General features: G+C 62.9%; 22 protein-coding genes. 9 read left to right on the forward strand and 13 right to left on the reverse strand.

Annotated features, from left to right (window positions below; genetic code table 11):
* Positions 1 to 11: 11 nt before the first annotated feature.
* Entirely contained in the window at positions 12 to 2,123 is a 2,112-nt protein-coding gene (locus FQ192_RS08465; RefSeq protein WP_149658190.1) for a PAS domain-containing sensor histidine kinase, read from the reverse strand.
* 247 nt (positions 2,124 to 2,370) lie between these two features.
* Positions 2,371 to 3,060, reverse strand: a complete 690-nt coding sequence (locus tag FQ192_RS08470; RefSeq protein ID WP_149658191.1) for a GntR family transcriptional regulator — start codon at positions 3,058 to 3,060, stop codon at positions 2,371 to 2,373.
* Positions 3,061 to 3,200: 140 nt separating this feature from the next.
* On the opposite strand from FQ192_RS08470, the gene FQ192_RS08475 reads away from it, so the two are divergent.
* The 7 genes from FQ192_RS08475 (at position 3,201) to FQ192_RS08505 (ending at position 10,493) form a co-directional block, all read left to right on the forward strand.
* Entirely contained in the window at positions 3,201 to 4,286 is a 1,086-nt protein-coding gene (locus FQ192_RS08475) for an ABC transporter ATP-binding protein (RefSeq protein WP_149658192.1), read from the forward strand.
* 1 nt (position 4,287) lies between these two features.
* Positions 4,288 to 5,205: an ABC transporter permease gene (locus FQ192_RS08480; protein ID WP_149658193.1), complete on the forward strand. Its 918-nt coding sequence runs from the start codon at positions 4,288 to 4,290 to the stop codon at positions 5,203 to 5,205.
* Positions 5,202 to 5,990, forward strand: a complete 789-nt coding sequence (locus FQ192_RS08485) for an ABC transporter permease (RefSeq protein ID WP_149658194.1) — start codon at positions 5,202 to 5,204, stop codon at positions 5,988 to 5,990. The genes FQ192_RS08480 and FQ192_RS08485 overlap by 4 nt, the downstream gene beginning before the upstream one ends.
* Before the next feature lie 18 nt (positions 5,991 to 6,008).
* Positions 6,009 to 7,061, forward strand: coding sequence for an extracellular solute-binding protein (locus FQ192_RS08490; protein ID WP_149658195.1), 1,053 nt, complete (start codon positions 6,009 to 6,011; stop codon positions 7,059 to 7,061).
* A gap of 95 nt (positions 7,062 to 7,156) precedes the next feature.
* Entirely contained in the window at positions 7,157 to 8,344 is a 1,188-nt protein-coding gene (locus FQ192_RS08495; protein WP_149658196.1) for an amidohydrolase family protein, read from the forward strand.
* The gene (locus FQ192_RS08500; RefSeq protein WP_149658197.1) at positions 8,341 to 9,819 is read left to right on the forward strand and encodes an amidohydrolase family protein; all 1,479 of its coding nucleotides are present in this window, start codon (positions 8,341 to 8,343) and stop codon (positions 9,817 to 9,819) included. The genes FQ192_RS08495 and FQ192_RS08500 overlap by 4 nt, the downstream gene beginning before the upstream one ends.
* An 11-nt stretch (positions 9,820 to 9,830) precedes the next feature.
* A complete protein-coding gene (locus FQ192_RS08505) occupies positions 9,831 to 10,493 on the forward strand; it encodes a flavin reductase family protein (protein WP_149658198.1) in 663 nt (220 codons plus the stop codon).
* 138 nt (positions 10,494 to 10,631) lie between these two features.
* On the opposite strand, the gene FQ192_RS08510 is transcribed toward FQ192_RS08505, so the two are convergent.
* The 5 genes from FQ192_RS08510 to FQ192_RS08530 form a co-directional block, all read right to left on the reverse strand.
* Complete coding sequence (locus tag FQ192_RS08510) at positions 10,632 to 13,709, reverse strand: error-prone DNA polymerase (protein WP_149658199.1); 3,078 nt, start codon at positions 13,707 to 13,709, stop codon at positions 10,632 to 10,634.
* Positions 13,706 to 15,121, reverse strand: coding sequence for a DNA polymerase Y family protein (locus FQ192_RS08515; protein ID WP_149658200.1), 1,416 nt, complete (start codon positions 15,119 to 15,121; stop codon positions 13,706 to 13,708). The genes FQ192_RS08510 and FQ192_RS08515 overlap by 4 nt, the downstream gene beginning before the upstream one ends.
* Positions 15,122 to 15,128: 7 nt before the next feature.
* Positions 15,129 to 15,746, reverse strand: coding sequence for a translesion DNA synthesis-associated protein ImuA (gene imuA / locus FQ192_RS08520; protein ID WP_149658201.1), 618 nt, complete (start codon positions 15,744 to 15,746; stop codon positions 15,129 to 15,131).
* Positions 15,746 to 16,363, reverse strand: coding sequence for a transcriptional repressor LexA (gene lexA, locus FQ192_RS08525; protein WP_149658202.1), 618 nt, complete (start codon positions 16,361 to 16,363; stop codon positions 15,746 to 15,748). Before lexA ends, imuA begins: the two co-directional genes overlap by 1 nt.
* A 116-nt stretch (positions 16,364 to 16,479) precedes the next feature.
* On the reverse strand, positions 16,480 to 17,409 hold the full coding sequence (locus FQ192_RS08530) for a LysR family transcriptional regulator (protein ID WP_149658203.1): 930 nt from the start codon (positions 17,407 to 17,409) through the stop codon (positions 16,480 to 16,482).
* A gap of 103 nt (positions 17,410 to 17,512) precedes the next feature.
* On the opposite strand from FQ192_RS08530, the gene FQ192_RS08535 reads away from it, so the two are divergent.
* Positions 17,513 to 19,255 (forward strand): amidohydrolase, encoded by a 1,743-nt coding sequence (locus FQ192_RS08535; protein ID WP_149658204.1) that lies wholly within the window; start codon positions 17,513 to 17,515, stop codon positions 19,253 to 19,255.
* Between the two features lie 98 nt (positions 19,256 to 19,353).
* Positions 19,354 to 20,106, forward strand: coding sequence for a TorF family putative porin (locus tag FQ192_RS08540; protein ID WP_149658205.1), 753 nt, complete (start codon positions 19,354 to 19,356; stop codon positions 20,104 to 20,106).
* A 141-nt stretch (positions 20,107 to 20,247) separates the two neighbouring features.
* On the opposite strand, the gene FQ192_RS08545 is transcribed toward FQ192_RS08540, so the two are convergent.
* From FQ192_RS08545 to FQ192_RS08570, 6 genes are all read right to left on the reverse strand, one after another.
* Positions 20,248 to 20,523, reverse strand: coding sequence for a DUF971 domain-containing protein (locus FQ192_RS08545; RefSeq protein WP_149658206.1), 276 nt, complete (start codon positions 20,521 to 20,523; stop codon positions 20,248 to 20,250).
* The gene (locus tag FQ192_RS08550) at positions 20,520 to 21,482 is read right to left on the reverse strand and encodes a HEAT repeat domain-containing protein (RefSeq protein ID WP_149658207.1); all 963 of its coding nucleotides are present in this window, start codon (positions 21,480 to 21,482) and stop codon (positions 20,520 to 20,522) included. Before FQ192_RS08550 ends, FQ192_RS08545 begins: the two co-directional genes overlap by 4 nt.
* Entirely contained in the window at positions 21,479 to 22,327 is an 849-nt protein-coding gene (locus tag FQ192_RS08555) for an ABC transporter ATP-binding protein (RefSeq protein ID WP_149658208.1), read from the reverse strand. Before FQ192_RS08555 ends, FQ192_RS08550 begins: the two co-directional genes overlap by 4 nt.
* Positions 22,327 to 23,100, reverse strand: coding sequence for an ABC transporter permease (locus tag FQ192_RS08560; RefSeq protein WP_149658209.1), 774 nt, complete (start codon positions 23,098 to 23,100; stop codon positions 22,327 to 22,329). The genes FQ192_RS08555 and FQ192_RS08560 overlap by 1 nt, the downstream gene beginning before the upstream one ends.
* 127 nt (positions 23,101 to 23,227) lie before the next feature.
* On the reverse strand, positions 23,228 to 24,634 hold the full coding sequence (locus tag FQ192_RS08565) for an ABC transporter substrate-binding protein (RefSeq protein WP_149658210.1): 1,407 nt from the start codon (positions 24,632 to 24,634) through the stop codon (positions 23,228 to 23,230).
* A 123-nt stretch (positions 24,635 to 24,757) separates the two neighbouring features.
* Positions 24,758 to 25,003, reverse strand: coding sequence for a ferredoxin family protein (locus tag FQ192_RS08570; RefSeq protein ID WP_007946457.1), 246 nt, complete (start codon positions 25,001 to 25,003; stop codon positions 24,758 to 24,760).
* Between the last annotated feature and the right edge of the window lie 9 nt (positions 25,004 to 25,012).

Here is a 25,012-nt window from a genome sequence, read left to right on the forward strand (position 1 = left end):
GTTTGCGCGTGTTAGCCATTGAGGACGGTGCGCACCATTTGCGCCAGCGCCTGCGGCCCATACGGCTTGCTGAGCAGGTGTGTATCGGGGCTCAACTGGTGATTGCGCGAGATGATGTCGCGGGTGTGTCCCGAGGTAAACAGCACCGCCACCGGCGGCTCCTGGACTTTGGCCCACGCCGCCAGGTCCGAGCTTTTTATCAGGCCCGGCATGACCACGTCGGTGAAGATGATGTCCACGGCCACGCCCTCCAGCAACATCTGCATGGCCATGTCGCCATTGTTGGCGGTCAGCACCTCGTAGCCCTCCTCGCGCAGCAACTCCACCGCCGCAATGCGCACCGCGTCGTTGTCCTCGACCACCAGAATGGTTTCATGCCCACCGCGCTGCGGCACTGCCGGGGTCGCTGGTTCGTTGGGCAACGGTCGCAGGCTGCGCGGGAAGTACAGTTGCACCCGCGTGCCTTCGCCGATCACGCTGGAGATCTCGATATGCCCGCCGCTCTGCTTGACGAAGCCGAACACCATGCTCAAGCCCAGGCCGGTTCCCTGGCCATCAGCCTTGGTGGTAAAAAACGGTTCGAACGCCTGGGCCAGCACCTCGGGCGGCATGCCGGCACCGGCATCGGTCACGGTCACGCGCAGGTAGTCGCCGGCGACGATGCCCTTGCCCGCGCAGAACCGCCGGTCCAGGACGATGTTCTCGGCACTCAGGCCGATGATGCCCTCGCCCTTCATCGCATCGCGGGCGTTGATCGCCAGGTTGAGGACGGCGTTTTCCAGTTGATTGCGGTCGACGTGGACGCGCCAGGCATCGTCGGCCAGCGCCACATTGATCTGAATGGTTTCGCCCAGCGCCCGTTGCAGCAACTCGCCCAGGCCTTCGAAGATCTGCCGGGGGTCGCACACCGCCGGCGACAGCGGTTGACGGCGGGCAAACGCGAGCAGTTGCGACGACAGTTTGGCCCCGCGCTCCACCGCCGCAATCGAGGCACTGACCCGGCGCTGCACGTTGGCGTTGTCCGGTTCGTGGCGGGCCAGTAAATGCAGGTTGCCGGCAATCACTTGCAGCAGGTTGTTGAAGTCATGGGCCACGCCGCCGGTGAGGCCGCCGATGGCTTCCAGCTTCTGGGCCTGGCGCAATTGCTCCTCCGCCGCCAGCCGTGCACCGACTTCATCGGCCACCCGCTGTTCCAGGTTACGGGTGAACCTGAGCAAGGATTCTTCAGCGGTCTTGCGTTCGTGAATGTCGATCAACACCCCGGGAAAGCGAAACGCCTTGCCCTGTTGGTTGAACTCGCAACAGCCGCTGGCCAGCACCCACAGGTAGCTGCCGTCGGGGCGCAGCACCCGGTATTCGGCGTTGTAAGGCGCGCCGGTTCGCACGGCTTGATCGACCTGTTCCTGAACCCAGGCACGGTCGTCGGGATGAATGCGCGATTCGGCGATGCGCGAGGGCAGATCGGCGAGGTTGCAGTCCGGGGGATAGGAAAAGGTGCGGGCGAAACGCTCGTCCCCGGACAATACGTTGGCCTCGATGTCCCAGACGAACGAACCGATCAAGGCCCCGGCATTAAGCGCCAGGCGCACCCGTTCGTTATCGGCGCGATAGGCGTCCTCCGCTTCCTGGCGCCGGCGCTCGGAAATCACATGGGCGGTGGTCTCGACCACCATCGCCATGACCCCGGCGGGACGCCCTGCATCATCGGCGACCGGGCTGTAATAGAGATCGAGCCAGACGTCCTCGGGAACGCCATTACGCAACAGCACCAGGACTTTATTGTGATAGGTCAAGGTGCCGCCGGCCAGGCAGGTATCGACCACGTGGCGGTTGAACTCGGCGACTTCCGGCCACCCGAGTTCCACCGGCGCACCCAGCAGATAGGGATGGCGGCCACCGGCGAATGCCGAGTAGGCGTCGTTGTAAATCATGTAGCCCGCCCGTCCCCAGAGCATCACCATCGGCAAGGGCGACGCGAGCATCAGTTGCACGGCACTGCTCAGGCTGCGCGGCCAGCTATCGATCGTGCCCAGTTCGGTCAGGCTCCAGTCGAACGCGCGAATGCGTCCGGCCATTTCGCCATTCCAGCCGGCACATCCGTGACTATCCGATAGAAACTGCATTGACTGACTCTGCGTCCTGTAATGGCGACCGTTTGTTTCGAGCACGCTGGGCGCCAATGGTTTCATAGAGGTTAGCTGATTCACACATGCCAGGCTTTTGTGGCGAGGGGGCTTGCTCCCGCTCGGCTGCGAAGCAGTCGCAAACCAGCCAACTCGGTGGTGGCCGGTTTGGGAGTGCTGCGCACTCCAGCGGGAGCAAGCTCCCTCGCCACAGGTGAAGAGGCAGCCTCAAGCCCAGCGCTGTCGGCTACACCTCAATCAAATGCTTGAGCGGATGGTAGTCAGTTTTCAAGGTGGCGGCGACGTCGAGGATCGCCTTCTCGATGCCGTTCAGGTGCATGCAGGTCAGCTCGATCGCCGCGCTCTGGTTACCGGCCTCGATGTACTCGATCAAGCGCAAATGCTCGTCGTCGCGGCAGGCTTCGTGGCTGTCATCGTCCAGCGCGGCGGCGTACAGCGAGGCGCGGGAGATCAGTTTCTGGAACCAGTCCAGCAACACCGGATTATTCAGGCTGCGGGCGAGTTTGATGTGGAACTCGCCGAGCAGATGAATCAGCCGCTCATGGTCGCCGCTGCGGTGCGCTTCGTCTTCGAGCAGCAAATGATCGCGCAAATCCTGGGTCACCGCCGTGTCACGACGCCGGCACAATTCGCTGACGATACCGATCTCGATCAGGCGCCTCGTTTCGAACAGCGAACGAATCTCTTCGTCACTGGGCAATGACACCGACGCCCCTTTATTGGGCTCGGTCGTCACCAGTCCATCCGCTTCCAATTGCTTGAGCGCGGCACGAACCGACGTTCGGCTGACATTAAACAGCTCGGCCAACGACGCCTCGCCCAGCTTCATCCCCGGACGCAACGAGCGCTTGCTGATCGCCTGGTAAACCCCTTGGTAGACGCGGTCGACCGTGGTCTCCAGTTTTTTCTCCGCCATTCCCACACTCCTTTGGCCCTGCGTAATCGACCCCTGGCGCTGATCAGCCTTTGAAAAAGGGGGTTGCACGGGCAGATTAATCCGGTTATTTCTAGATTGCATCCAAACATTGCATACAATAATTAGAGGATTGCACCATTATGGGTCAACCGATAGCCATTGCAGTGCGCAACGTGTCCAAGCGGTACTCCGACGATCCGGGCCTGGCGCCAGCCCTCGATAACGTGTCCGTGGACATCGCCGACAACGAATTCTTCACCCTGCTCGGCCCTTCCGGCTGCGGCAAAACCACCTTGCTGCGCACCATCGCCGGTTTCGAGCACGTCAGCGACGGCGAGATCCGCCTGGCGGGCGAACCGGTCAATGACTTGCCGCCGTTCAAGCGCCGGGTCAACACGGTGTTCCAGAGCTACGCGCTGTTTCCGCACATGAGTGTCGCGCAGAATATCGCCTTCGGCCTTGAGATGCAGGGTCTTGATCGCAAGTCGATCCCGAAACGGGTCGATGAAATGCTCGCGCTGGTGCAAATGCAACACCTGGCCAAGCGTAAACCGGCGGAGTTGTCCGGTGGTCAACAGCAGCGGGTCGCTCTGGCTCGGGCCTTGGCGCCGAAACCCAAGGTGCTGCTGCTCGACGAACCCCTGTCGGCCCTGGACCTGAAGTTGCGCAAGGAAATGCAGGTCGAACTCAAGCGCGTGCAGAAAGAAGCCGGGATCACGTTCATTTTCGTCACCCACGATCAGGAAGAAGCCCTGACCTTGTCCGATCGCATCGCCGTGATGTCTGCCGGCAAGATCCTGCAGATCGGCACGCCGAACGATATCTACGAACGCCCCAAGCATCAGTTCGTCGCCCAGTTCATCGGCGACATCAACTTCCTCCCCGGCCACCTCAAGCGTGGCCAGCAGAATGAAAAACTCTTCGTGCCCAGCGGCATGCCAGTGGAGATCCCCTGCCCGGCCCAGGGTTTCGACGGCGCCGCCGTGCAACTGGCGTTCCGTCCGGAGCGTTCGCAACTGGTCGATCCTTCGCAACCGCATCATCTGCGCGGCGTGATTGAAGCCGTCCTGTACGTCGGCACCGCCACGCTCTACCAGTGCCGCTTGAACAACGACATCAAGGTCATGCTGCGCGAGAACAACGAAGGCCTGAACCGTGGCCGGGTGGTCGGGGATCGCGTCGCGGTCAATCTGCCGCCCCACGCCTGCCTGTTGATGGAGGCCTGAGATGAGCGTCAGCAGCACTTCTCCCGCCCTCAACCGCGCGCTGTTGCTCAGCCCGGTGGTTCTGACGTTATTGGCCCTGATCGCGATTCCCTTAGGGATCATGGGCTACATCAGCCTGTTGCCGCGCAACCTGTATGGCGGCGTCGACTGGCAGGCCGACTGGCAATTGCAAAGCTACATCCAGCTGTTTTTCCAGGAAGGTTTCGACGGCGAACTGGAGCTGAACTGGGTCTACGCCCAGGCGCTGTTGCGCTCGGTGTTCCAGGCCGGTGGCACCACGGGGTTGTGTTTCCTGTTCGGCTTACCGGTGGCGTTGTGGATGTCGAGCCTGAGCCCGCGCAGACGCAACCTCATGGTGTTGCTGATCACCATTCCGTTCTGGACCAACCTGCTGATCCGCAACTACGCCTGGCTGATCATCCTGCGCGAACAGGGCTGGGTCGCCCAGAGCCTCAACGCGCTATTCCCGAGCGCCGGTGGCATCACCCTGCTGTACAACGACTTCGCGGTCAGCGTCGGGCTGGTCTACAGCTTCCTGCCGTTCATGATTCTGCCGATCTACTCAACCCTGGAAAAACTCGACTGGCGCCTGGTGGAAGCCGCCTACGACCTGGGCGCCAACCGCTGGCATGCGTTGCGCCGGATCATCCTGCCGCTGTCGATGCCCGGGGTGATTGCCGGGGCGTTGCTGGTGTTTGTGCCGAGCCTCGGCGCGTTCATCACCCCGGCGATTCTCGGCGGCGGCAAGACGCTGATGATCGGCAACCTGATCCAGCAGCAATTCGGCACCGCGCGCAACTGGCCCCTGGGCAGCTCGCTGTCGTTCCTGTTGCTGGGGATTTTGCTGTTGTCGCTGGTGCTCTACGCCCTCTATAGCCGCAATGCCGCGAAAACCCTTCGTCGGGGAGCCACCGCATGATTGCCCTGCACCTGAAAAAACTGCCCATGACCCGGGAAATCAGCCTGCTGATCCTGGCCTACCTGTACGTGCCGATCTTTGTGCTGATCGCCTACAGCTTCAACGCCAACCGCTCGGCAACGGTGTGGACCGAGTTCTCCTTCGCCTGGTACGGGCGGATCCTGGCCAACCCGTCGATCCAGACGGCGGCGCTGAACTCGATCATCGTCGCCAGCATCGCCACGGTGTGCGCCACGGCCATTGCCTTGCTCGCGGCGCTGGCGACCTACCGGCCTTTCTATGGCCAGAAAATGGTCGAGGGCGGGATCAACCTGCCGTTGATCCTGCCGGAGATCGTCACCGCCGTGGCCACGTTGCTGCTGTTCATGGCGCTGGGGATCAAGCTCGGGTTGCTGACCGTGATCGTTGCGCACATCGGCTTCTGCATTCCCTTCGCTTATCTGCCGATCCGCGCGCGGCTCAACGATCTGGACAAGAGTCTGCTGGAAGCGGCGAACGATCTGTACGCCAACCCGTGGCAGGTGTTTCGCCGGGTGACGTTGCCGCTGCTGTGGCCGGCGGTGTTGTCCGGTTCGGTGCTGGCGTTCGTGGTCAGCCTCGACGATTTCATCATGACCTTCTTCGTCGCCGGCCCCGGTTCCACGACCTTGCCGGTGTACATCTTCTCGGCGATCAAGGCCGGCGTAACGCCGGAGATCAACGCGATCTCGACCCTGATGCTGGTGATTTCCATCGTGCTGGTGGTGCTGGCCTTCTGGCTGGGGCAGCGCGGCAAAAACCAATAAAAATCTGGAGCTTTTCTGATGAAAGTGAAAACCCTGCGTTTGGCTGTTTCTGGTCTGGCCCTGAGTTGCTTCGCAGCCTTTAGCGTCCAGGCTGCCGAACCCAAAGAACTGTTCTTCTACAACTGGACCGACTATTACCCGGTGGACCTGCTGGCCAAATTCGAAAAGGAAACCGGGATCAAAGTCACCATGGACGGCTACGACAGCAACGAAACCCTGCTCGCCAAGTTGCAAGCCGGCGGCGCGGCGTATGACGTGATTGTGCCGTCGCAATCGATCATGCAAACCCTGATCAAGCAGGACCTGTTGCTGGAAATTGACACACCGACCCTGGCCAACTTCCAGTACGTCAAAGGTCCGTTCCGTGATCCGAGTTTCGATCCGGGACGCAAATTTTCCGCACCGTACCTGTGGGGCACCACCGGGTTTTCCTATGACAGTGCCCGCGTGCCTGGCGGTAAGCTCGACGACTCGTGGAAAGAGTTCTTCGAGCCGCGCAAGGAACTGCAAGGTCAACTCGCCGCCCTCGACACCTCCAGCAGCGTGATCAATGCCGCCAGCCATTACCTGAACGTCGACGAGTGCACGGAAAATCCCCAGGACGCCAAGCGCATCCTGGAGCTGCTGCAAAAGCAGAAACCGTTCTTAAAGATGTACAGCTCGGACAACACCGTGGACCGCATGGCCTCCGGTGAAGTGATCATGATGCAGAACTGGAACGGCTCCACCGCCCGCGCGACGTTGCAGAAGAGCAGCATCAAGTACGTGTATCCCCGCGAAGGCCTGGCGATGTTCCAGGACAACTTCGCTGTACCGAAAAGTGCGCCGCACCCCGGCAACGCGAAGATGTTCATCGACTGGATGATGAAACCGGAAAACGCCGCCGCCGTGTCGAACGCCATCGCCTACGCCAACGGCATCCAGAGCGACCAGTTGCTCGACGCCAAATGGAAAGTCATGGACGCCATCAACATGCCCGACGAATACGCCTCGCGCCTGCGGCCGGAAAAGGAATGCAGCAACAAGGCGCGGGAGCTGCAGGATCGGATTTGGTCGAAGCTCAAGGGTTGATTGTCTCGTTTCAGACCGAGGCGCGGCCATCGCGAGCACGCTTTGCTCCTACGGCGATGGCGCCCGCCCAAACACCAACGATTACGAGGTAAACAATGACCTGGCTAAGAAACGTGCGCCCCTACGGCGCAACCGCTGAAGACCTGCAAATCGAAAACGGCCTGTTCAAGGCCCGCCGCCCCGCGTCCAACACCCCATTGGCCGCCACCGACATCGACGGCCAACACCAACTCCTTACCCCAGCCCTGGTGGAAAGCCACGTCCACCTCGACAAAACCCTCTGGGGCCAACCCTGGCGCCCGAACAGCGCCGGGCCGACGCTCAAGGACTACATCGCCAACGAGCGTGCCGTGCTGCGGGACGTCGAAACACCGATTGCCCAACGTGCCGGTGCGCTGCTGGAAAACTGCATCGCCCGGGGCTCGCTGACGATGCGCTGCCACGTCGACATCGACCCGGAATTCGGTCTGCGGCATGTCACGGCCATGCAACAGCTGCGCGAACGCTACCGCGACCTGATTGACCTGCAACTGGTGGTGTTCCCGCAAACCGGCCTGATCAGCCGCCCCGGCACCGCCGAACTGATGCGCGAGGCCATGGTCCTGGGCGTGGAGAACGTCGGCGGGCTCGACCCCTGTGGCATCGACAACGACCCCATCGCTCAACTCGACTTCGTGTTCATGCTGGCCAGTGAATTCGGGCGCGGCGTGGACATTCACCTGCATGACAAGGGTGAACTGGGGCTGTGGCAGATCAAGTTGATCGCCGATTACACCGAGCGTTTTGGGCTCGAGGGTCGGGTGATGATCAGCCACGCGTACTGCCTGGGGATGTTGCCGTGGAGTCAGGTCAAACCGCTGGCGCAGCGGCTGGCGGCGTTGCGAATTTCGCTGATGAGTTCGGCCCCGGCGGATTGCGCGGTACCGCCGTACCTCGCCTTGCGCGAGGCCGGGGTGAACGTGTGCCTGGGTTCGGACGGCATTCGCGATGCCTGGTCGCCCATGGGCAATGGCGACATGCTGGAACGGGCGATGTTGCTTGCGTTTCGCTTTGATTTGAACAAGGACGAGGAACTGGCGGCGGCGTTTAACGCGGCGACGGTGAATGGCGCTCGGGCGTTGGGCCTTGAAGGTTATGGGTTGGAGATCGGCAGCCCGGCGGATTTTTTACTGATGCCGGTGCAGACCTTGGGTGAAGCGGTGGTGTCGCGGCCGCTGCGCCAGGTTTATCGCGGCGGGCGGTTGATCGCGGCCGAGGGTCGCTTGTTGGAAAGTCGCCTGTGATCGGTTTGAAAGCCAGTTGCGTGGTCGGGTTCGATGGCAAGCAGCATGTGCTGTGGCGCGACGGTGAAGTGGTATTCGACGGTTCGCGCATTGTGTTTGTCGGGCGCGGGTATCCGGGGCCGGTGGAGCAGTGGGTCGATTACGGCAATGCGTTGATCGGTCCCGGTTTTATCGATCTGGATGCCCTAGGCGACCTCGATTCCACGGTGCTGACCCTCGATAACGGCGATGAGCGAGCCATGGGGCGGATGTGGTCCGAGGACTATTTGAAGGCGGGTCCGCGGGAGAGCTATACGCCGGATGAAGAGGTGTTCAAGTATCGCTATGCCTTCACCCAGTTGATCCGCAACGGCATTACTACCGCGATGCCGATCACTTCGATGTACTACCGCGAGTGGGCTGAAACCTACGACGAGTTCGCGGCGGTGGCCGGCGTGGCTGGCGAGTTGGGGCTGCGGACTTATCTTGGGCCGTGCTACATGAGTGGCATGAGTTACTGGCGGGCTGACGGATCGTTGGGTCACCACTGGGATGAAACTCGGGGCATGGCCGGGCTGGAGGCGGCTGTCCGGTTTTTTAATGATTTCGATGGCGCGCATGACGGATTGATTCGTGGCGCCCTGCTCCCCGACCGGATCCAGACCTGCACCCCGGCGCTGCTGCAACGCACGGCGGCGTTGAGCCGGGAATTGAACGCGCCGATGCGGTTGCATTGCTGCCAGGGGCTTGGCGAAGTGGCGATGGTCGAGCAACTGCGTGGGGTTTCGCCGTTGGCGTGGCTGGAGCAACTTGACCTGCTGACCCCGCGCAGTCTGCTGCCCCATGGCATCTACGCCAGCGACGACGATTCGCAACGGCTGGTTGATGGCGGAACCAGCCTGGTGCATTGCCCCGTGGTGTTTGCCCGGGATGGTGAAGCGTTGAACTCGTTCGGTCGCTACCGGGCCAAGGGCATCAACTTCGCCCTGGGCACCGACACCTGGCCGGCGGACTTGCTGGAGAACATGCGCCAGGGCTTGAACATCGCCCGGTTGATGGAGGGCGGCAACACGTTAACCAGCACGCTGGATATGTACAACGCCGCCACCCTCGGCGGCGCCAAGGCCTTGGGCCGCGATGACCTCGGGCGCCTGGCACCGGGGGCCAAGGCCGATATCACCGTGTTCAGCCTGCGCGGCCAGCATCTGGGGCCGCTGTTCGATCCCCTGAAAAACCTGGTACTGGCCGGGCGCGGCGACGATTGCATCGCCAGTTACATCGACGGCCGCTGCGTGATGCAGGACGGCCAGGTGCAGGGTGTCGATTACCCCGCACTGCAACGCCAGGCCCAACGCCAATTCGAAAAACTGATGCGCAGCCACAGCGACCGGGCCTTTGGCCAACCGGACTGGCGAGGCCTGTTCAAACCGGCCATTCCGTTCGCCGATGACTACAGCGCACACGCGCCGCTGAGCGCGATGGATCCCCTTCTTTAGAGATTTCTGCCATGCAAAGCTTCGATTTCAGCCAACTGAGCCCCCGGGACAAATACAAGATCCTGATCGGCAGCGTGGTGCCCCGGCCGATTGCCCTGGTCACCACCATCGACGGCGAAGGCCGGATCAATGCCGCGCCCTTCAGCTTCTTCAATGCCCTGTCGGCCGACCCGCCGATCCTCGCCCTGGGCGTGGAGAACTACGGCGATCAGAGCCCCAAAGACACCACGCGCAATATCCAGCTCAATCAGGAATTCACCGTCAACATCGTCAACGATGCGCTGGTGGAAGCCATGAACATCTGCGCCGTGCCCTTCGCCCCCGGCTTCGACGAACTCACCGCCGCCGGCCTCACCGCCATCCCCGGCACCACCGTCAAATGCCCCCGGATCGGCGAAGCGCCGGTGGCGCTGGAGTGTCGGCGCATGATGGCGCTGTCCATCGGGCAATCCCGGGAGATTATCTTTGGCGAGGTGCTGATGGCCCACGTCAGGGATGAACTGATCGACCCGAAAACCCTGTACATCGATCAACTGGGGCTGGACGCGATCGGGCGCATGGGCGGGCATGGCTATGCGCGCACGCGGGATTATTTCGATTTGCCGACCCGGTCGTTGCAGGCGTGGACGGAGGCGCCGGGGGGTGGGGAGCGGTTTTGGCCTGTTGGTAAATAATCGTCCCCACACGGCCCGCGATGATCGTTCTTACGCTCCGCGTGGGAATGCCTCAAGGGACGCTCCGCGTTCCATTGGGACGTGGAGCGTCCCGGGCTGCATTCCCACGCAGAGCCTGGGAACGATCGGCGTCCCGGATCAGCGGAAATCCCGGCTGCGCACGTTGATGCCGTCGAGCAAGGGGCTCAGGTCGCTCAACCGCCCGGCAATCAGGTGCCGCACTTCGCCTTCCTTTTCCCAGCGCCCATCAACCTTGAGCAACTGCGAGCCGACCAACACCTGGCGCTGGCGTTCGGCCAAATCACGCCAGACCACCACGTTGACGTTGCCGAACTCATCTTCAAGGGTGACGAAGGTCACGCCGCTGGCGGTGCCCGGTCGTTGGCGGCCGGTGACTAGCCCCGCCACGCTAACGGGGCGGCCATGTTCGACGTCGAGCAATTCCTTCGAACTGCGACAGCGTCGGGCCTTCAATTCCGGGCGTAACAATGCCAATGGGTGCGGGCCAAGGGTGGTGCCAACTGAGGCGTAATCGGCCTGCAAGTCTTCGCCCACCGTGGGTTTTGGCAAACACACCTCAGGTTCTTCCTGACGCGGCAACCCGGCGAACAACCCGAGCTGCTTCTGCACCCCCGCCACTTCCCAGCGCGCCCGATGGCGGTCGCCGGCCAGTCCGCGCAAGGCCCCGGCATCGGCCAGTTGCTCCTGGGCGCGGGCATCGAGTTGCGCCCGTTCGCCGAGGTCGGCGATGTCGGCAAACGCGCCCCGGGACCGGGCGGCTTCGATGCGCCGGGCATCGTCCTCGCGAAAGCCCTTGATCATGCGCAACCCCATGCGGATCGCCGGTTGCGCGCCGCTGATCGGTTCCAGGCTGCAATCCCAGTCGCTGGCGCGCACGTCCACCGGGCGAATCTGTAAATGATGCCGGCGGGCGTCCTGCAGAATCTGGTCCGGGCTGTAGAAACCCATGGGCCAGCTGTTGATCAGCGCACAGGCGAACGCTGCCGGTTCGTGGCATTTGAGCCAGCAACTGGCGTAGGTCAGTAGGGCGAAACTGGCGGCGTGGGACTCGGGGAAACCGTAGCTGCCGAAGCCCTTGATCTGCTCGAAGATCTGCGCGGCGAACTCTGCCGTGTAGCCGTTTTTCTTCATTCCGGCGGCGAGGCGATCCTTGTGCGGCTCCAGCCCGCCGTGGCGTTTCCAGGCGGCCATGGAACGGCGCAGTTGATCGGCCTCGCCGGGGCTGTAATCCGCAGCGACAATCGCGATCTGCATCACCTGTTCCTGGAACAGCGGCACGCCCAGGGTGCGCTTGAGCACGGTTTCCAGTGCCGGGGACGGATAAACCTCAGGCTCTTGCTTGTTTCGCCGGCGCAGGTACGGATGCACCATGCCGCCCTGGATCGGCCCCGGTCGGACGATGGCCACCTCGATGACCAAGTCGTAGAAATTCACCGGTTTGAGCCGGGGCAGCATCGACATCTGTGCCCGGGACTCGATCTGGAACACGCCGATGGTGTCGGCACGACCGATCATTTCGTAGGTGGGTTTGTCTTCGGACGGAATGGTCGCCAGACTCAGGTCCAGATTTCGGTGACGGCGCAGCAGATCGAAACAGCGGCGAATCGCGCTGAGCATGCCCAAGGCCAGAATATCGACCTTGAGCAACCCGACCGCGTCGAGGTCGTCCTTGTCCCACTGGATGATGGTGCGCTCGGCCATGGCCGCGTTTTCCACCGGCACCAGGCTGTCCAGCGGCTGCTCGGAAATCACGAAACCGCCGGGGTGCTGGGACAGGTGCCGGGGAAAGCCGATCAGTTGCCCGGTCAGGCTCAAGACCCGGTGCAGCACCGGGCTCTCGGGGTCGAAGCCACCTTCCAGCAGGCGTTCGACGGGCGGGGTCTTGTCGCTCCAGTGACCACAACAATCAGCCAGGGCGTTGACCTGATCCGGCGGCAGGCCCAAGGCCTTGGCCACATCACGCACCGCGCCGGCCGCGTGATAGGTGCTGACCACCGCCGTCAGCGCGGCGCGGCTGCGGCCATAACGCTGGAACACGTACTGCAAGACTTCTTCACGGCGTTCATGCTCGAAATCCACGTCGATGTCCGGTGGCTCGTTGCGCTCCTTCGACAGAAACCGTTCGAACAGCAGCGTGGTGCGATCCGGGTCGATTTCGGTGATGCCCAAGGCAAAACACACCGCCGAGTTGGCCGCCGAGCCCCGGCCCTGGCAGAGGATTTTTTGCTCGCGGGCGAAGCGCACGATGTCGTGAACCGTGAGGAAATAGCTTTCGTAGCCCAGCTCGGCGATCAGCTCCAGTTCTTTGTCGATCTGCTTCAACACCTTGGCCTGCGGCGGCACCGGCCAGCGCCACTGGACGCCCTCTTCGGTCAAATGCCGCAACCAGGACGTGGCCGTATGACCTTCCGGCACCAGTTCCCGGGGATATTGATAGCGCAACTGGCCAAGGTCGAAGGTGCAACGCCGGGCGATGACCAGGGTTTCATCGAGCAAGGCTCGTGGATAGAGTTCACCCACGACGTCGAGGCCGCGCAAATGCCGCTCGCCATTGGGATGCAGGCGCAACCCGGCCGCCGCCACCGGCAGGTGATGGCGGATCGCGGTCATGGTGTCCTGCAAGGCACGCCGGCCACGGGCGTGCATGTGCACGTCACCACTGGCCACCGCCGGAATGCGCAGTTCCCTGGCCAGCATCAACAGGTCGTTCAGCCGTCGGCTATCGTCCTGCCCGCGATGCAACTGGACCGCCAGCCACAGGCGTTCGGCAAAGGCCTGTTTGAGCCAGTGACCTTGGGCAAAATCATCCACCGCGTCCGGCACCCACAACGCCAACAATCCCGGCAACGGTTCGCTGAAGTCCTCCCTTAGGACTTGATACTGACCTTTCTGTGTGCGGCGTCGGGCGCGGGTGATCAGCCGACACAGCGCCTGATAGCCCTCAAGATTTTCCACCAGCAACACCAGTTTCGGCCCGTCCTCGATACGGATTTCGCTGCCGATGATCAGCGGTAACTCAACCGACTTCGCCGCTTGCCACGCCCGGACAATGCCGGCCAGGGTGCATTCATCGGTGATCGCCAGGGCCCGGTAACCCTGCTGTCTGGCCCGTTGAAACAACTCCAGCGCGCTGGAGGCCCCGCGCTGGAAACTGAAATTCGACAGGCAATGCAGTTCGGCATATTCGACGCTCATGCAAACCAGCCTTGCAGCCACAACGGGCCGCCCTCACCCACCACACGATAGGCCCAGCCTTGCTGGCCGGCGCGGGTCTGGATCAGGTAATAATCCCGGCGCACATCGGCGCCATCCCACCAACCGGACTCGATGCGTTCCGGCCCCATGAGAATCCGCGCCGAACCTTCGTGCACCGCCAGCGGTTCGGTCAGCAGCCATCCCGGCCGATGGACTCCCGGCAATCCGCCGCAGAACTGGTTATCGACGCGGGTCTGCCACGCACACTCGGGGCGGTGATCGGCCTGAAAACGCAAACCCTGCACCGCCTCATCCCCCAGCCGTGCCCGCAGGCGTTCGCGCAACTGCTCCCAGGGCAAGGACTGCTGCGGGCGGTCGTCGAACAGTTCCTGGCGCTGGGGCACGAAGCTCGGCAAGTCTTCGGCGCGCAGGCGAAAACCGCGCACCGGGGCCTCGACCTGTACTTGCTCCAAGCGGCCCCGGGCCAGTTCGAAGAGCATCGCCGGATCACGCTCGGCGCTGAGCAGCCCGACCTTGATCACGCTGTCCGGCAACCCGGCGTGTTCCAGGTGCAGGTCGAAACGCTGCACACCGCTGTCCCGGCCGCAAAGGAATGCCGACAGATCCCCGGTCAACCGGCGCAATGGAAACAGCAGCGCCTGATGGGATTGCACGTCGAAGTTGAGCTCGATGCGCACATCGAAGCGATCTGGCGGCAGGTAGAACGCCAGGGCCAGGTGCCGCAGACCGAGCAAGGCGTCCAGATGCTTGAGCACCGGGGCCTCGAAACGCCGGGCCAGGGTATGTCGCGGCAGCGCTTGCACCTGGCTCAGGGTGCGCAGGCCCATGCGCGACAACGCCGTGGCCACCGTGGGTTCCAGGGCGATGCGGTCGACCGGCAGTTGTCCCAGGTGATAACGCAAGGCTTGATCGTCCGGCACCACCAGCCCGTCATACACGTTGGCCAGCACCCGCGCCGCCACCGGGTTGGGCGCGGCGACGATGCGGTGACGAAAACCCAGTTCGCTGAGTTCGCTGCGCAGCCGTGCCTCAAACGTAGTCCAGGGCCCGAACAGGCCCAGGCTCGACTCGATTTCAAACACCACCGCGCGCGGGTAATGCACGCTGACCTGGGAACTGAAGCGATAAGCCCAGGCCGCGAGGAACTGCTGCCAGTGTTCGATCTCGGCGGCGTCGTACTCGGCAGTGACAAAGCCTTTGCTCAGGGCCTGGGCCGCGGTCATCGACTGGCCCGGGCGCAAGCCCAGCGCCCGCGCCGCGCCGTTGACCGCTTGCAGCACCCGGCGCTGGGCCGGGCCGGTCAGCAGCGCCAACGGCTCATCGGGATCAGGGCGCTGGCGCAGTACCGCGTCCAGCGCCAATTGTGGGAACAGAATGCACACCCAGCGCATGGCAACCTCAATGTCCCATGGCAAAGGCAATCGGCGCCGTACGGGCCAATCCACCCCGGCACTTCAAGACCCGCAACTGCGCAGGTTTCGCGTCGATGGCTATGCGCAGGGCTGCCGGCGAAGGGTTGACCGCTTCGGCCAGCGAGCGATAGGCAAATGCCAGGGTCGAGCCGGTTTCCGCCGCCACCTGCAAGCGTCGCAAGGCGCGGTCATCGGCCTTGTGCGGCCAACACAGCACTGCGCCGCAACTGCCCGAGCGCAGGCATTGTTCCGCCGCCCACAAGGCATCCCGTTCGCTGGCCTGGATGATCGACAACTGACGCAGATCGACCCCGGCGTTCTGCCAGGCCTGGGGATACGGCACGTACGGCGGCGCGATCAGCACGATGCGCTCGCCCGCCGCCGACAGCCGTGCCAGCGCCGGCCACACCAGTTGCAACTCGCCCACGCCCTGCCCGGCCAAGAGGATTTCGGTCAGCGCCGCTTCCGGCCAGCCGCCGGTAGGCAATGCCGCATCCAGCGCGGCATGCCCGGTGGGTTGCGGGCTGACGGCCGGGGGCGCAGGCCGGCCCTTCCAGACCTGGCCGCCATTGAACAGCGTATCCAACGCAACGACGGCGCCCATCACCCTTGCCTCACCAGACCGCAGAACACCCCTTCGATGGCCAGGTCCTGATCGGCTTCGACGATGATCGGTTGATAGGCCGGGTTGCGCGGCAGCAGTCGCACCGTATCGCCAACCCGTTCGAAACGCTTGATGGTGACTTCGCCGTCGAGCCGCGCCACCACGATCTGGCCATTGAGCGCCTCGGGGTTGCGGTGCACGCCCACCAGGTCGCCGTCGAGAATGCCGTCCTCGATCATCGAATCGCCCTGGACCCGCAGCAAGTAGTCCGGCACCCGGGAAAACATCGACGGATCGAACAGCAAGCGGCTGTGCACTTCGGCATCGGCGCCAATCGGCGCACCCGCCGCCACCCGGCCGAGCACCGGGATGTCCAGCCACTCCGGGCGCGCCGGTTGCCCGAGCAGACGAATGCCCCGGGCCTGATTGGGGTTGACCTCGATAAACCCGGCTTCGGTCAGCGCCAGCACATGCTTGCGCGCCACGCTGCGGGAGGCGAAACCAAAGGCCTCGCTGATTTCAGCGAGGCTCGGGGACTGGCCGTGCTCCGCGATTCGATCACGGATAAAGGTCAGGATGGCGGTACGGCGGGGAGTGAGAGTCGTCATGGAGTACATTTGTACTCTTTTGGCGTTTTTCTGGCAACGACCACTAATCGGTAGACGCTGACTGTAGGAGCCAGGCTTGTCTGCGATGGCGTGCATGAGATCGCTATCGCGGGCAAGCCTGGCTCCTACAGTCGGTGTGTACAGGGCGCGAGGCCATCCAGGAAATCGGCGATGTAATCGATAAACGCCACCACCTTCGCCGTCGCCCGCCGATGGCTCGGGTACACCGCCAGAATGTGCGCGCCGAAGCTGTCCGGGTCGATGGCGTAATCCGCCATCAGCCGCACCAGCCGCCCATCAGCGATGTACGGCGCGGCGCTCCACAACGGTGTGTGCAGCAAGCCGCGCCCGGCCAGGGCATTGGCCAGCAGCAAGTCGTAATTGTCGCTGCGCAGCCGGGGCGACTGGGGCTGCGGCAGGCTCAAACGCTGGCCGTCGCGTTCTGCCCACCAGAATTCGCGGCTGAGCAACGGATGGCGATACAGCAGCCATTCGTGCTGATCGAGGGTTTGCGGCGTCACCGGCACGCCCTTGCGCGCCAGATAGGCCGGGCTGGCGCACAACGCCAGGCGATTGCTGCCGACGACCCGGGCGATCAGCCCCGGCAAGTCGTCATGGCCCTCACGCAGGGCCAGGTCGTAGCCGCTTTCCAGCAGATTGACGAACTCGTCGCACAAATCCACTTGCAGGTTGATCTGCGGGTATTGCTCCAGAAAACCGCCACACACCTGATCCAGAAACGCCTGCCCATACGCCAGCGGCGCGGTGATTTTCAGGCTGCCGCGCAGGCCATGCTGCATTTGCTCGACTTCCTCGCCGACCTCCTCCAGCCGCTGCAACACCTGGCGCGCGGTTTCCAGATACAGCCGCCCCACTTCCGTCAGCAGAATCCGCCGGGTGCTGCGCTCGAACAATCGCGCACCCAGCTCGGCTTCGAGGTGATTGACCGCTTTGGTCAGGGCCGACGGGGTCTTGCCCAGTTGCTCGGCGGCGCGGCTGAAACTGCCGAGCTGCGCGGTGACCACGAACATTTTCAATGCGCCCAACTTGTCCATGCTTTTTCCATTCAGGCAAAAACGTTTTTCGTGAGGCAGGCGTTCTGCTGAGCGCGGGCAGCCACTAATCTGGCCATCAGACGCAATAACAAGGAAACATTCAATGAAAAGATTCATCCCGAATCTGTTGATGGCCGCTGTTAGTTTTGCCTCGATGGAAGCCATGGCCGCCACCGATCTGGTGCTGCTCAATGGCAAGATTTTCACCGCCGACCGCACCCAACCGAAGGTGCAGGCCCTGGCGGTAGAGAACGGCAAGGTGCTGAAAGTCGGCACTGACGCACAGATCAAAGCCCTGATCGACGCCAATACCCAAGTCATCGACCTCGGTGGCAAGACCCTGATGCCCGGGCTGATCGACAGCCATTCCCACGCGGTGTTCGGCGGCCTGGAAATGGTCTCGGCGAATATGCAAGACGAGGTGGTCAGCCTCGACGAACTGGAAAAACGCCTGCGCGGCTGGCGTGACGATGGCAAGGCCAAACACGGCGATGTGTTGAGCGTGGCCGGCATGAGTTCGGCGTATTGGGCGCAGGCCGAACCCTTCGGCAAAAAATTCAACAGCGGCGAATGGGCCAACGTGCCCGTGGTCTTCACCGGCAGCGACCACCACACCGCGTGGGCCAATAACGTAATGCTCGAACGCGCCGGCATCGATGCCGCGCTGCTGAAAACCCTGCCGGACGCCGAGAAAGACACGATCGGCAAACGCGCCGATGGCAGCCCCAACGGGTTCCTGGTAGACGCCGGTTGGGACCGGGTCGCCTCGAAAATGCCGGTGCCGAGCGCCGCCGACATGCTCAAGGCCGCGCAATCGGCGATGCGCTACAACAACAGCCTCGGCATCACGGCGTGGATGGACCCCGCCGCCAACGCCGCGCCGGGCGAGCCGGTGTTCGCGCTCAAGCCCACGGAGAAGACCGTCGGTGTGCTGCCGGCCTATAAAGCGCTGTCGGAAACCGGCGACATGAGCGTCCACGTCGCCGCGCTGCTGGTGGCCAATCCGAAAAGCGTGCCGGCCGATCTCGACGTGCTGGACAAGGTCCGCCAGCAGTTCCAGGGCATTCCCAACCTGACGCTGCCGGGGATCAAGATCTTCGCCGACGGCGTGATCGAATACCCGGCGCAGAGCGCGGCGATGATCGATCCGTACAGCAACTCGCACAAACAGGGCGAGTTGCTGATCGATCCCAAGCATTTCGGCGAACTGGTCAGCGCCATCGACCAGCGTGGCTGGCTGGTGCACATCCACGCCATCGGCGACCGCGCGGTGCGTGAATCCCTGAACGGCATCGCCCAGGCGCGCAAGGATCGCCAGAGCGGCGTGACCCACTCGATCACCCACCTGCAAATGGTCAACCCGAAGGAGTTTGCGCGGTTCAAGCCGCTGAACGTGATCGCCTCGATGCAACTGCTGTGGGCCACGGCCGACGATTACACCCTGGACATGATCAAACCCTACGTCAGCGCCCTGGCCTTCCGTTATCAATACCCGGCGCACTCGCTGCTCAAACAGGGCGCGACCATTGCCGGGGCCAGCGACTGGCCGGTGTCCACGCCCAATCCGTTTAATGCCATGGCCCAGGCGATCACCCGCAAAGGTCCGCTGGGTGTGCTGAATGCCGATGAACGCCTGGACCGCGAAACCCTGTTCTACGCCTACACCCTCAACGCGGCGCGGACCATCGGGCTGGAGAAGCAGATCGGTTCGCTGACCGCCGGCAAACAGGCCGATTTCATCGTGCTGGATCGCGATGTGTTCACGGTCGATAACAAAGCTCTGAACGACACCAAAGTCTTGCAAACCTGGTTTGCCGGACGCGAAGTCTACGCACCGACCCTATAAGAAACCCTCTTGCTGCCCTGCCCCTGCGACCGTCGCCGGGGTGTGGCGCAGCCTTGCCCGAAAACTGCCCAGAACAATCACAACAAAGGCACCGTCCCATGAAAGCTTTCACCCTGTTCGCCCTCCGCTCTTTAACTTTGTTGCCGTTAAGCCTGCTGCCCTTGAGCAGCCAGGCCATCCCCTTGAATGACGATTTCAACCTGCTGGTGGACCTGACCCTGGCCAGCGATTACCGCACCCGCGGCATCTCGCAAACCCAGAACGATCCCGCCATGCAGGCCGGAGTCACTCTGGCTCACAGCAGTGGTTTGTATGCGGGTGTATGGAGTTCGAATGTCGATTTCGGCGGCGGCCTGAAAACCCGCCAGGAAATCGATTACTACGCCGGTTGGCTGTGGCAGGCGACCGATGCCGTGAGCCTGGACCTCGGCTATTTGAAGTACGCCTACCCCAAGGAAGGCCAGTTCAATCAGAGCGAAACCTACGGCATTCTCAGCGTGTATGGGGTGAAGCTCGCCGCCTATTATTCGGCGGATGCGCCGGGCATCGACAGCCAGCAGAGTTCGCTCTACAGCTACATCGGCTACGAAACCGAATTGCCCTACGACTTGGGTTTGAAACTGCGCTACGGCGAAATGGACTTCAAGGACCCGCACCTGTACGCCTCGAACGGCCACGCCGAAGACGCGTACCACGAATGGGAAGTGAAGCTGACCCATGAACTGGCCGGGGTGTTGCTGGGGGTCAGCTACATCGACACCGACCTGTCGCAAAGCCAATGCGCCAGCAATTGGGGGTTTGGTGATGTGTGCACGGCGACGGTGGTGGCGAGCGTCAGTAAATCGTTCTGAACCGCCGACACCTGCGGAACTGATCCGGTGAACCGTAGGAGCGAGGCTTGCCCGCGAAGGCGGTGTGTCAGGGGCATCGCCTTCGCGGGCAAGCCTCGCTCCTACAGGGTTCCGGTCAGACAGCCGCGTTTCGGGCAGGGATCAGGTCAATTCTGCGAGATAGGGCCACGGATAGATGCCGCGTTCGTGGCCGTCGCTGAACACCAGTTGCAGGCCGTAGCCCTGGCTATTCAACTCGACCACGCGAATCCGCGAATCGACCTTCACGGTCAGCCCTTGCAGCCGAAACGCCCGGCATTGCGAGCACGGGCACTGGCGGCGCAGGTCGGCGTGATCGAGCAATTGCTCGCGCCCATCCGGCCAGTTCAGCCGCAATTGCTGTCTGCTCTGGGAATTACCCACCGCCAGCGGGTTCATTGCAGTTGACTCAAGGCGATGCGCACGGCTTTGCGCACTTCCGGGTCGCCGTCATCTTGCGCGGCTTGCAGGGCGGAAACCGCGCCTCGATCGTTCAATTCACCGAGGGCCAGCGCTGCTTCCTTGCGCAAATTACTGATGCGATGGCCTAACGTTTCGATCAGCGCGTCGAGGGCCGGGGCGTAACGCAAGCGGCCGAGGCTGCGGGTGGCGCGCAGGCGTACTTGCCAGTAATCGTCACTCAAGGCTTCGACCAATGCCGGGCCTGCATCCACGTGGCCGACCTTGCCCAGGGTGGTGGCAGCTTCTTCGCGCACTTGCCAGGCGTGGTCCTGCAAGGCCTGGCGCAGGGCCGGCAGGACTTGAATGTCGGAGGCCAATCCGAGGGCACCGGTGGCGGCGCGGCGGACTTCGGTGTCCGGGTCGTCACTGGCCAGTCGGGCCAGGGCTGGCAAGGCGTCCAGCTGCTTGAGCCAGCCGAGTACGCCAACGGCCTCGCGGCGCACGCTGGCGTCTTGATCGTTCAACGCGTTTAAAGCAGCGCCGGCAGCCTCGGGGAATCGTAATTCGCGCAAAGCCCTGAACGCCGCCACCCGCACGCTGATATCGGCATGCCCGGTCCACGGCAAAATCACCCGGCCCGCCGCTTCGCTCTTAAGCAGGCTTAAACTCTGCGCGGCGGCGGCTTGTACGGCCGATGACGGATCGGTCAGCGCCTGGCACAGCGCCTCAACGACCGGTTCGTCCTCCCAGGCTTCCAGCAATCGCGCGGCTTCCGCGCGAACCTCTTCAGTCGGGTCTTCGGCCAGGCGATCGACCAACCACAGCAAGCCCTCCGGCTCTTCCAGATCAGCCAGTTCAATCAGCGCAATGCGGCGCACGCCGGGATCGGCATCAGTCAGGCGCGGTTGCAGGGCGAGGATGTCGTCGTTTTCGGTTGCATCAAATAATGAGGTCATAGGGCAAATCGCGGCAGTTTGTTTTCTGGGGGAAGTCCGAGGGGGTTCAGGCGTGGCAGCTGCCGACCGTCCTCGTAACGCAGGAGCTCAAGGCAGTGACGCTTCAAGCGGGAAAAGTCGTGGCTGGTCACCAATTCGGTGGTGCGTGGCCGGGGGAAATCGAGGCGCAGGTCTTCGATGATGCGACCGGGGCGCGAACTCATCACCAGCAAGCGATCGGCGAGGAACAGCGCCTCGTCGATGTCATGGGTGACGAACACCACGGTGGTGCGAATCCGTGTCCAGATGTCCAGCAGCAGTTCCTGCATGTTCAGTCGGGTCAGCGCATCGAGGGCGCCGAACGGTTCATCCATCAGCAACAGCCGTGGGCGATTGATCAGCACCCGGGCGATTTCGACCCGCTGCTGCATGCCGCCGGAGAGCTGGTCCGGCCAGCGTTCGGCAAAGCCTTCCAACCCCACCAAAGCGAGGATTTCATCGGCGGCTTTGTGGCGTTCGGTCTTGCCGATGCCGCGCATTTTCAGGCCGAAGGCGACGTTGTCGCGCACAGTGCGCCAAGGGAACAGCGTGTGATGCTGGAACACCATGCCGCGCTGCGGCGACGGGCCACAGATCGGCGCGCCATCGACATTCAAGGTGCCGATGCGCGGTTGCAGATGCCCGGCCAATGCGCCGAGCAAGGTGGATTTGCCGCAACCGGACGGCCCGAGAATGCACACAAACTGGCCCGGTTCGATCTGGCAATCCAGGCCCTGGACCGCTTCGAACGCCGTACTGCCCTCGCCCAGGCTGATCGACAAATCACGAATATCGATGCGCCCTTCGGGGTGTTGAAAAACGCTCATCAGGCTTTTCCTCGTGGTCGATGCCAAGGCGTGAACAGCCCGCCCAGGCGTTTGATCAGCAGGCTGCTGCCCATCCCGAGCACGCCGATCAGCAACATGCCGACGACGATGTCGGCGTAGTTCTGGATGGTGTAGGACTCCCAGGTGTAATAGCCGATGCCGAACTGACCGGAGATCATCTCGGCGGTCACCAGACAGAACCACGACGTGCCCATGCCGATGGCCAGGCCGGTGATGATGCTCGGCGCGGCGCCGGGCAGGATCACCTCCAGCAAAATCGCGCGGCGCCCTGCCCCGAGGCTGCGGGCCGAGGCGATCAGGCGTGGGTCGACGCCTTCGACGCCGTGGATGGTGTTGAGCAGGATCGGAAACAGTGCGCCGGTGAAGGTGATGAAGACCATCGACAGTTCCGAGGACGGGAACATCAGGATGGCCAACGGGATCCACGCGACGGCGGGGATTGGTCTTAAGACTTCAAGAGGCGGCAGCAGCAAGTCTTCGGCCCATTTCGAGCGGCCGATAGCCAGGCCCAGGGCGATGCCGATGACCAGCGCCGCGAGGTAACCGGCGAAGACCCGGCTGAGGCTGGCGCTCAGGTGTTGGCCGAGTTTGCCGGAGTCGCCCAGGCCCAACGCGGCGTGGATCACCGACAGGGGCGTCGGCACATTGGCGAAGGTCACCAGGCCGAGGTTCCAGTGACCGCTCGCAGCGAGTTGCCAGAACAGCAGGCACAGCAGCAGTGAGGCGGCTCGGGGGAGCCAGCGTGAATTCATATGTCACCTCTGATCGTTCCCACGCTCTGCGTGGGAATGCATCCCGTGACGCTCTGCGTCACATACAAGAGTGGAACGCGGAGCGTCCCTGGCGGCATTCCCACGCAGAGCGTGGGAACGATCTGACTCAGCGGCTGGCCACGGCCTGGGTGGTGGCGTCGGCAAAATCGAACACCTTGCCGCCCTGAGCCGTGGCGAATTGCTGGGCCTGGCCCTTGAGCAGGAACGCACTGAGCCGGCCCTTGGCATCGCTGGCAAACCACGCCTGATCCGCCAGTAACTTGATCCCGCTGTCACTTGCCTGGGCATACACCGCGCGGATGTTCTTGCCTTCTGCCTTCAATCCGGCCAACGCGCTGAACGCTGCTTCCGCCGAGGCGTACTGCCGGACTTTCGGCTCGCCGCGCACCCAGATTTCCGCCACGTGGCTGACATCGGTGATGGCTTTGCCGCTGAGCGCATCCACCGCGTTGAGCGGCGTTTGCGCGTAGTTGGCCAGTTGCGCGGTGTAGTCCAGGTTCGATGCCTTGAACGCGGCGCGGATGTATTGGTCATCGATGAAGGTATTCAGGTCGAGGCCCCGATCAGCCTTCTTCAACAACTTGAGGGTATCGATGGCGGTGCCGACCGCCTGGCGATATTCCGGTTTCCAGCTCAGGTCGCGGGTCTGCACGCCCAGCGGGCCGTGGAACAGGTAGTTGACCTCAGCGTCCACGCCCGTGACCTTGGCGATCAGCTCGCTGTACTTCTCGGGTTCCGCCGCCAGCCGTTGATTGGCTTCGATGCTCGCCCGCAGGTAGGCGACGACAATTTCCGGGTACTTCTTCGCGTAGGCCTGATCCACCAACGCGCCATGGAAGGTCGGCGCGTTGGCCTGGGCGCCGTCATAAATCTTGCGCGCGAAACCACGGCTCGGGAACAGTTCGGCAAACGGCACGAAATCAGCGTGGGCGTCGATCTTCCCGGCCTGCAACGCCGAGCCAGCGACTTCCGGTGGCTGGGCGATGATGTTCACGTCTCTGAGCGGGTCCCAGCCCTGGGCGGCCACGGCGCGCAGCAACATGCCGTGGGCAGTGGAGGCGAACGGCACGGAAATGGTCTTGCCCTTGAGTTCGGCCAGGGACTGCACACCGGACGCGCTCGGCACCACGATGCCGTTGCCGCTGCCCTTGATGCTGCCCGACAGCACGCTGATAAACAGGCTGTGCTTGCCGGCCGTTTCGAACGCCACACCGTTGAACGCGCCGGGGAAATCGGCCATGGCACCGAAGTCGAGTTTGCCGGCAACCATCTCATTGGTCAGGGGCGCGCCGCTGGTGAAGTTCTTCCACTCCACCTCGTATTTGGCGTCTTTGTATTGGCCGTCGTGGGGCAGGTATTTGTCGAGCAAACCGAGTTCACGGATCAGCAGGCCGCCAGCGGCGCAGTTGATGGTGGTGTCCTGGGTGCCGATGGCGATGCGGATGGTTTCAGCCGACGCGGACAAGGTAAATGAGGCCAGTACCAGACCGGCTAATGCTGCACGCAATAACATACGTATTTCCCCTCGAATCATTAATTGGGTGTTCGTCTCCGCCACGATCAGGGCGCGGTGGGAAACGAGGGGTGTTCGGATCAGGCGTCCGGTGTTGCCGGATGGCTTTGACGCAAGCGGGGTTCAACGCAACAGATATGGAATCTCGACCTTCACCGCCCCGGTCGGGCAATCCTTTTCACAGGGCATGCAGTACCAGCATTCGTCGAACGCCATGTAGGCCTTTTGCGTGGCCGGGTTGATCGCCAGCAGGTCCATCGGGCAGACATCGACGCACACGGTGCAGCCTTTGTGGGCGATGCAAAGGTCCTCGTCGACCGTGACCGGCGCGTTGGAGCGGAAGAAGATTTCCTGGGGTTGATAGGCCATTTCTCGGTC

It is taken from the genome of Pseudomonas sp. ANT_J12, from assembly GCF_008370045.1.
GTDB lineage: Bacteria > Pseudomonadota > Gammaproteobacteria > Pseudomonadales > Pseudomonadaceae > Aquipseudomonas.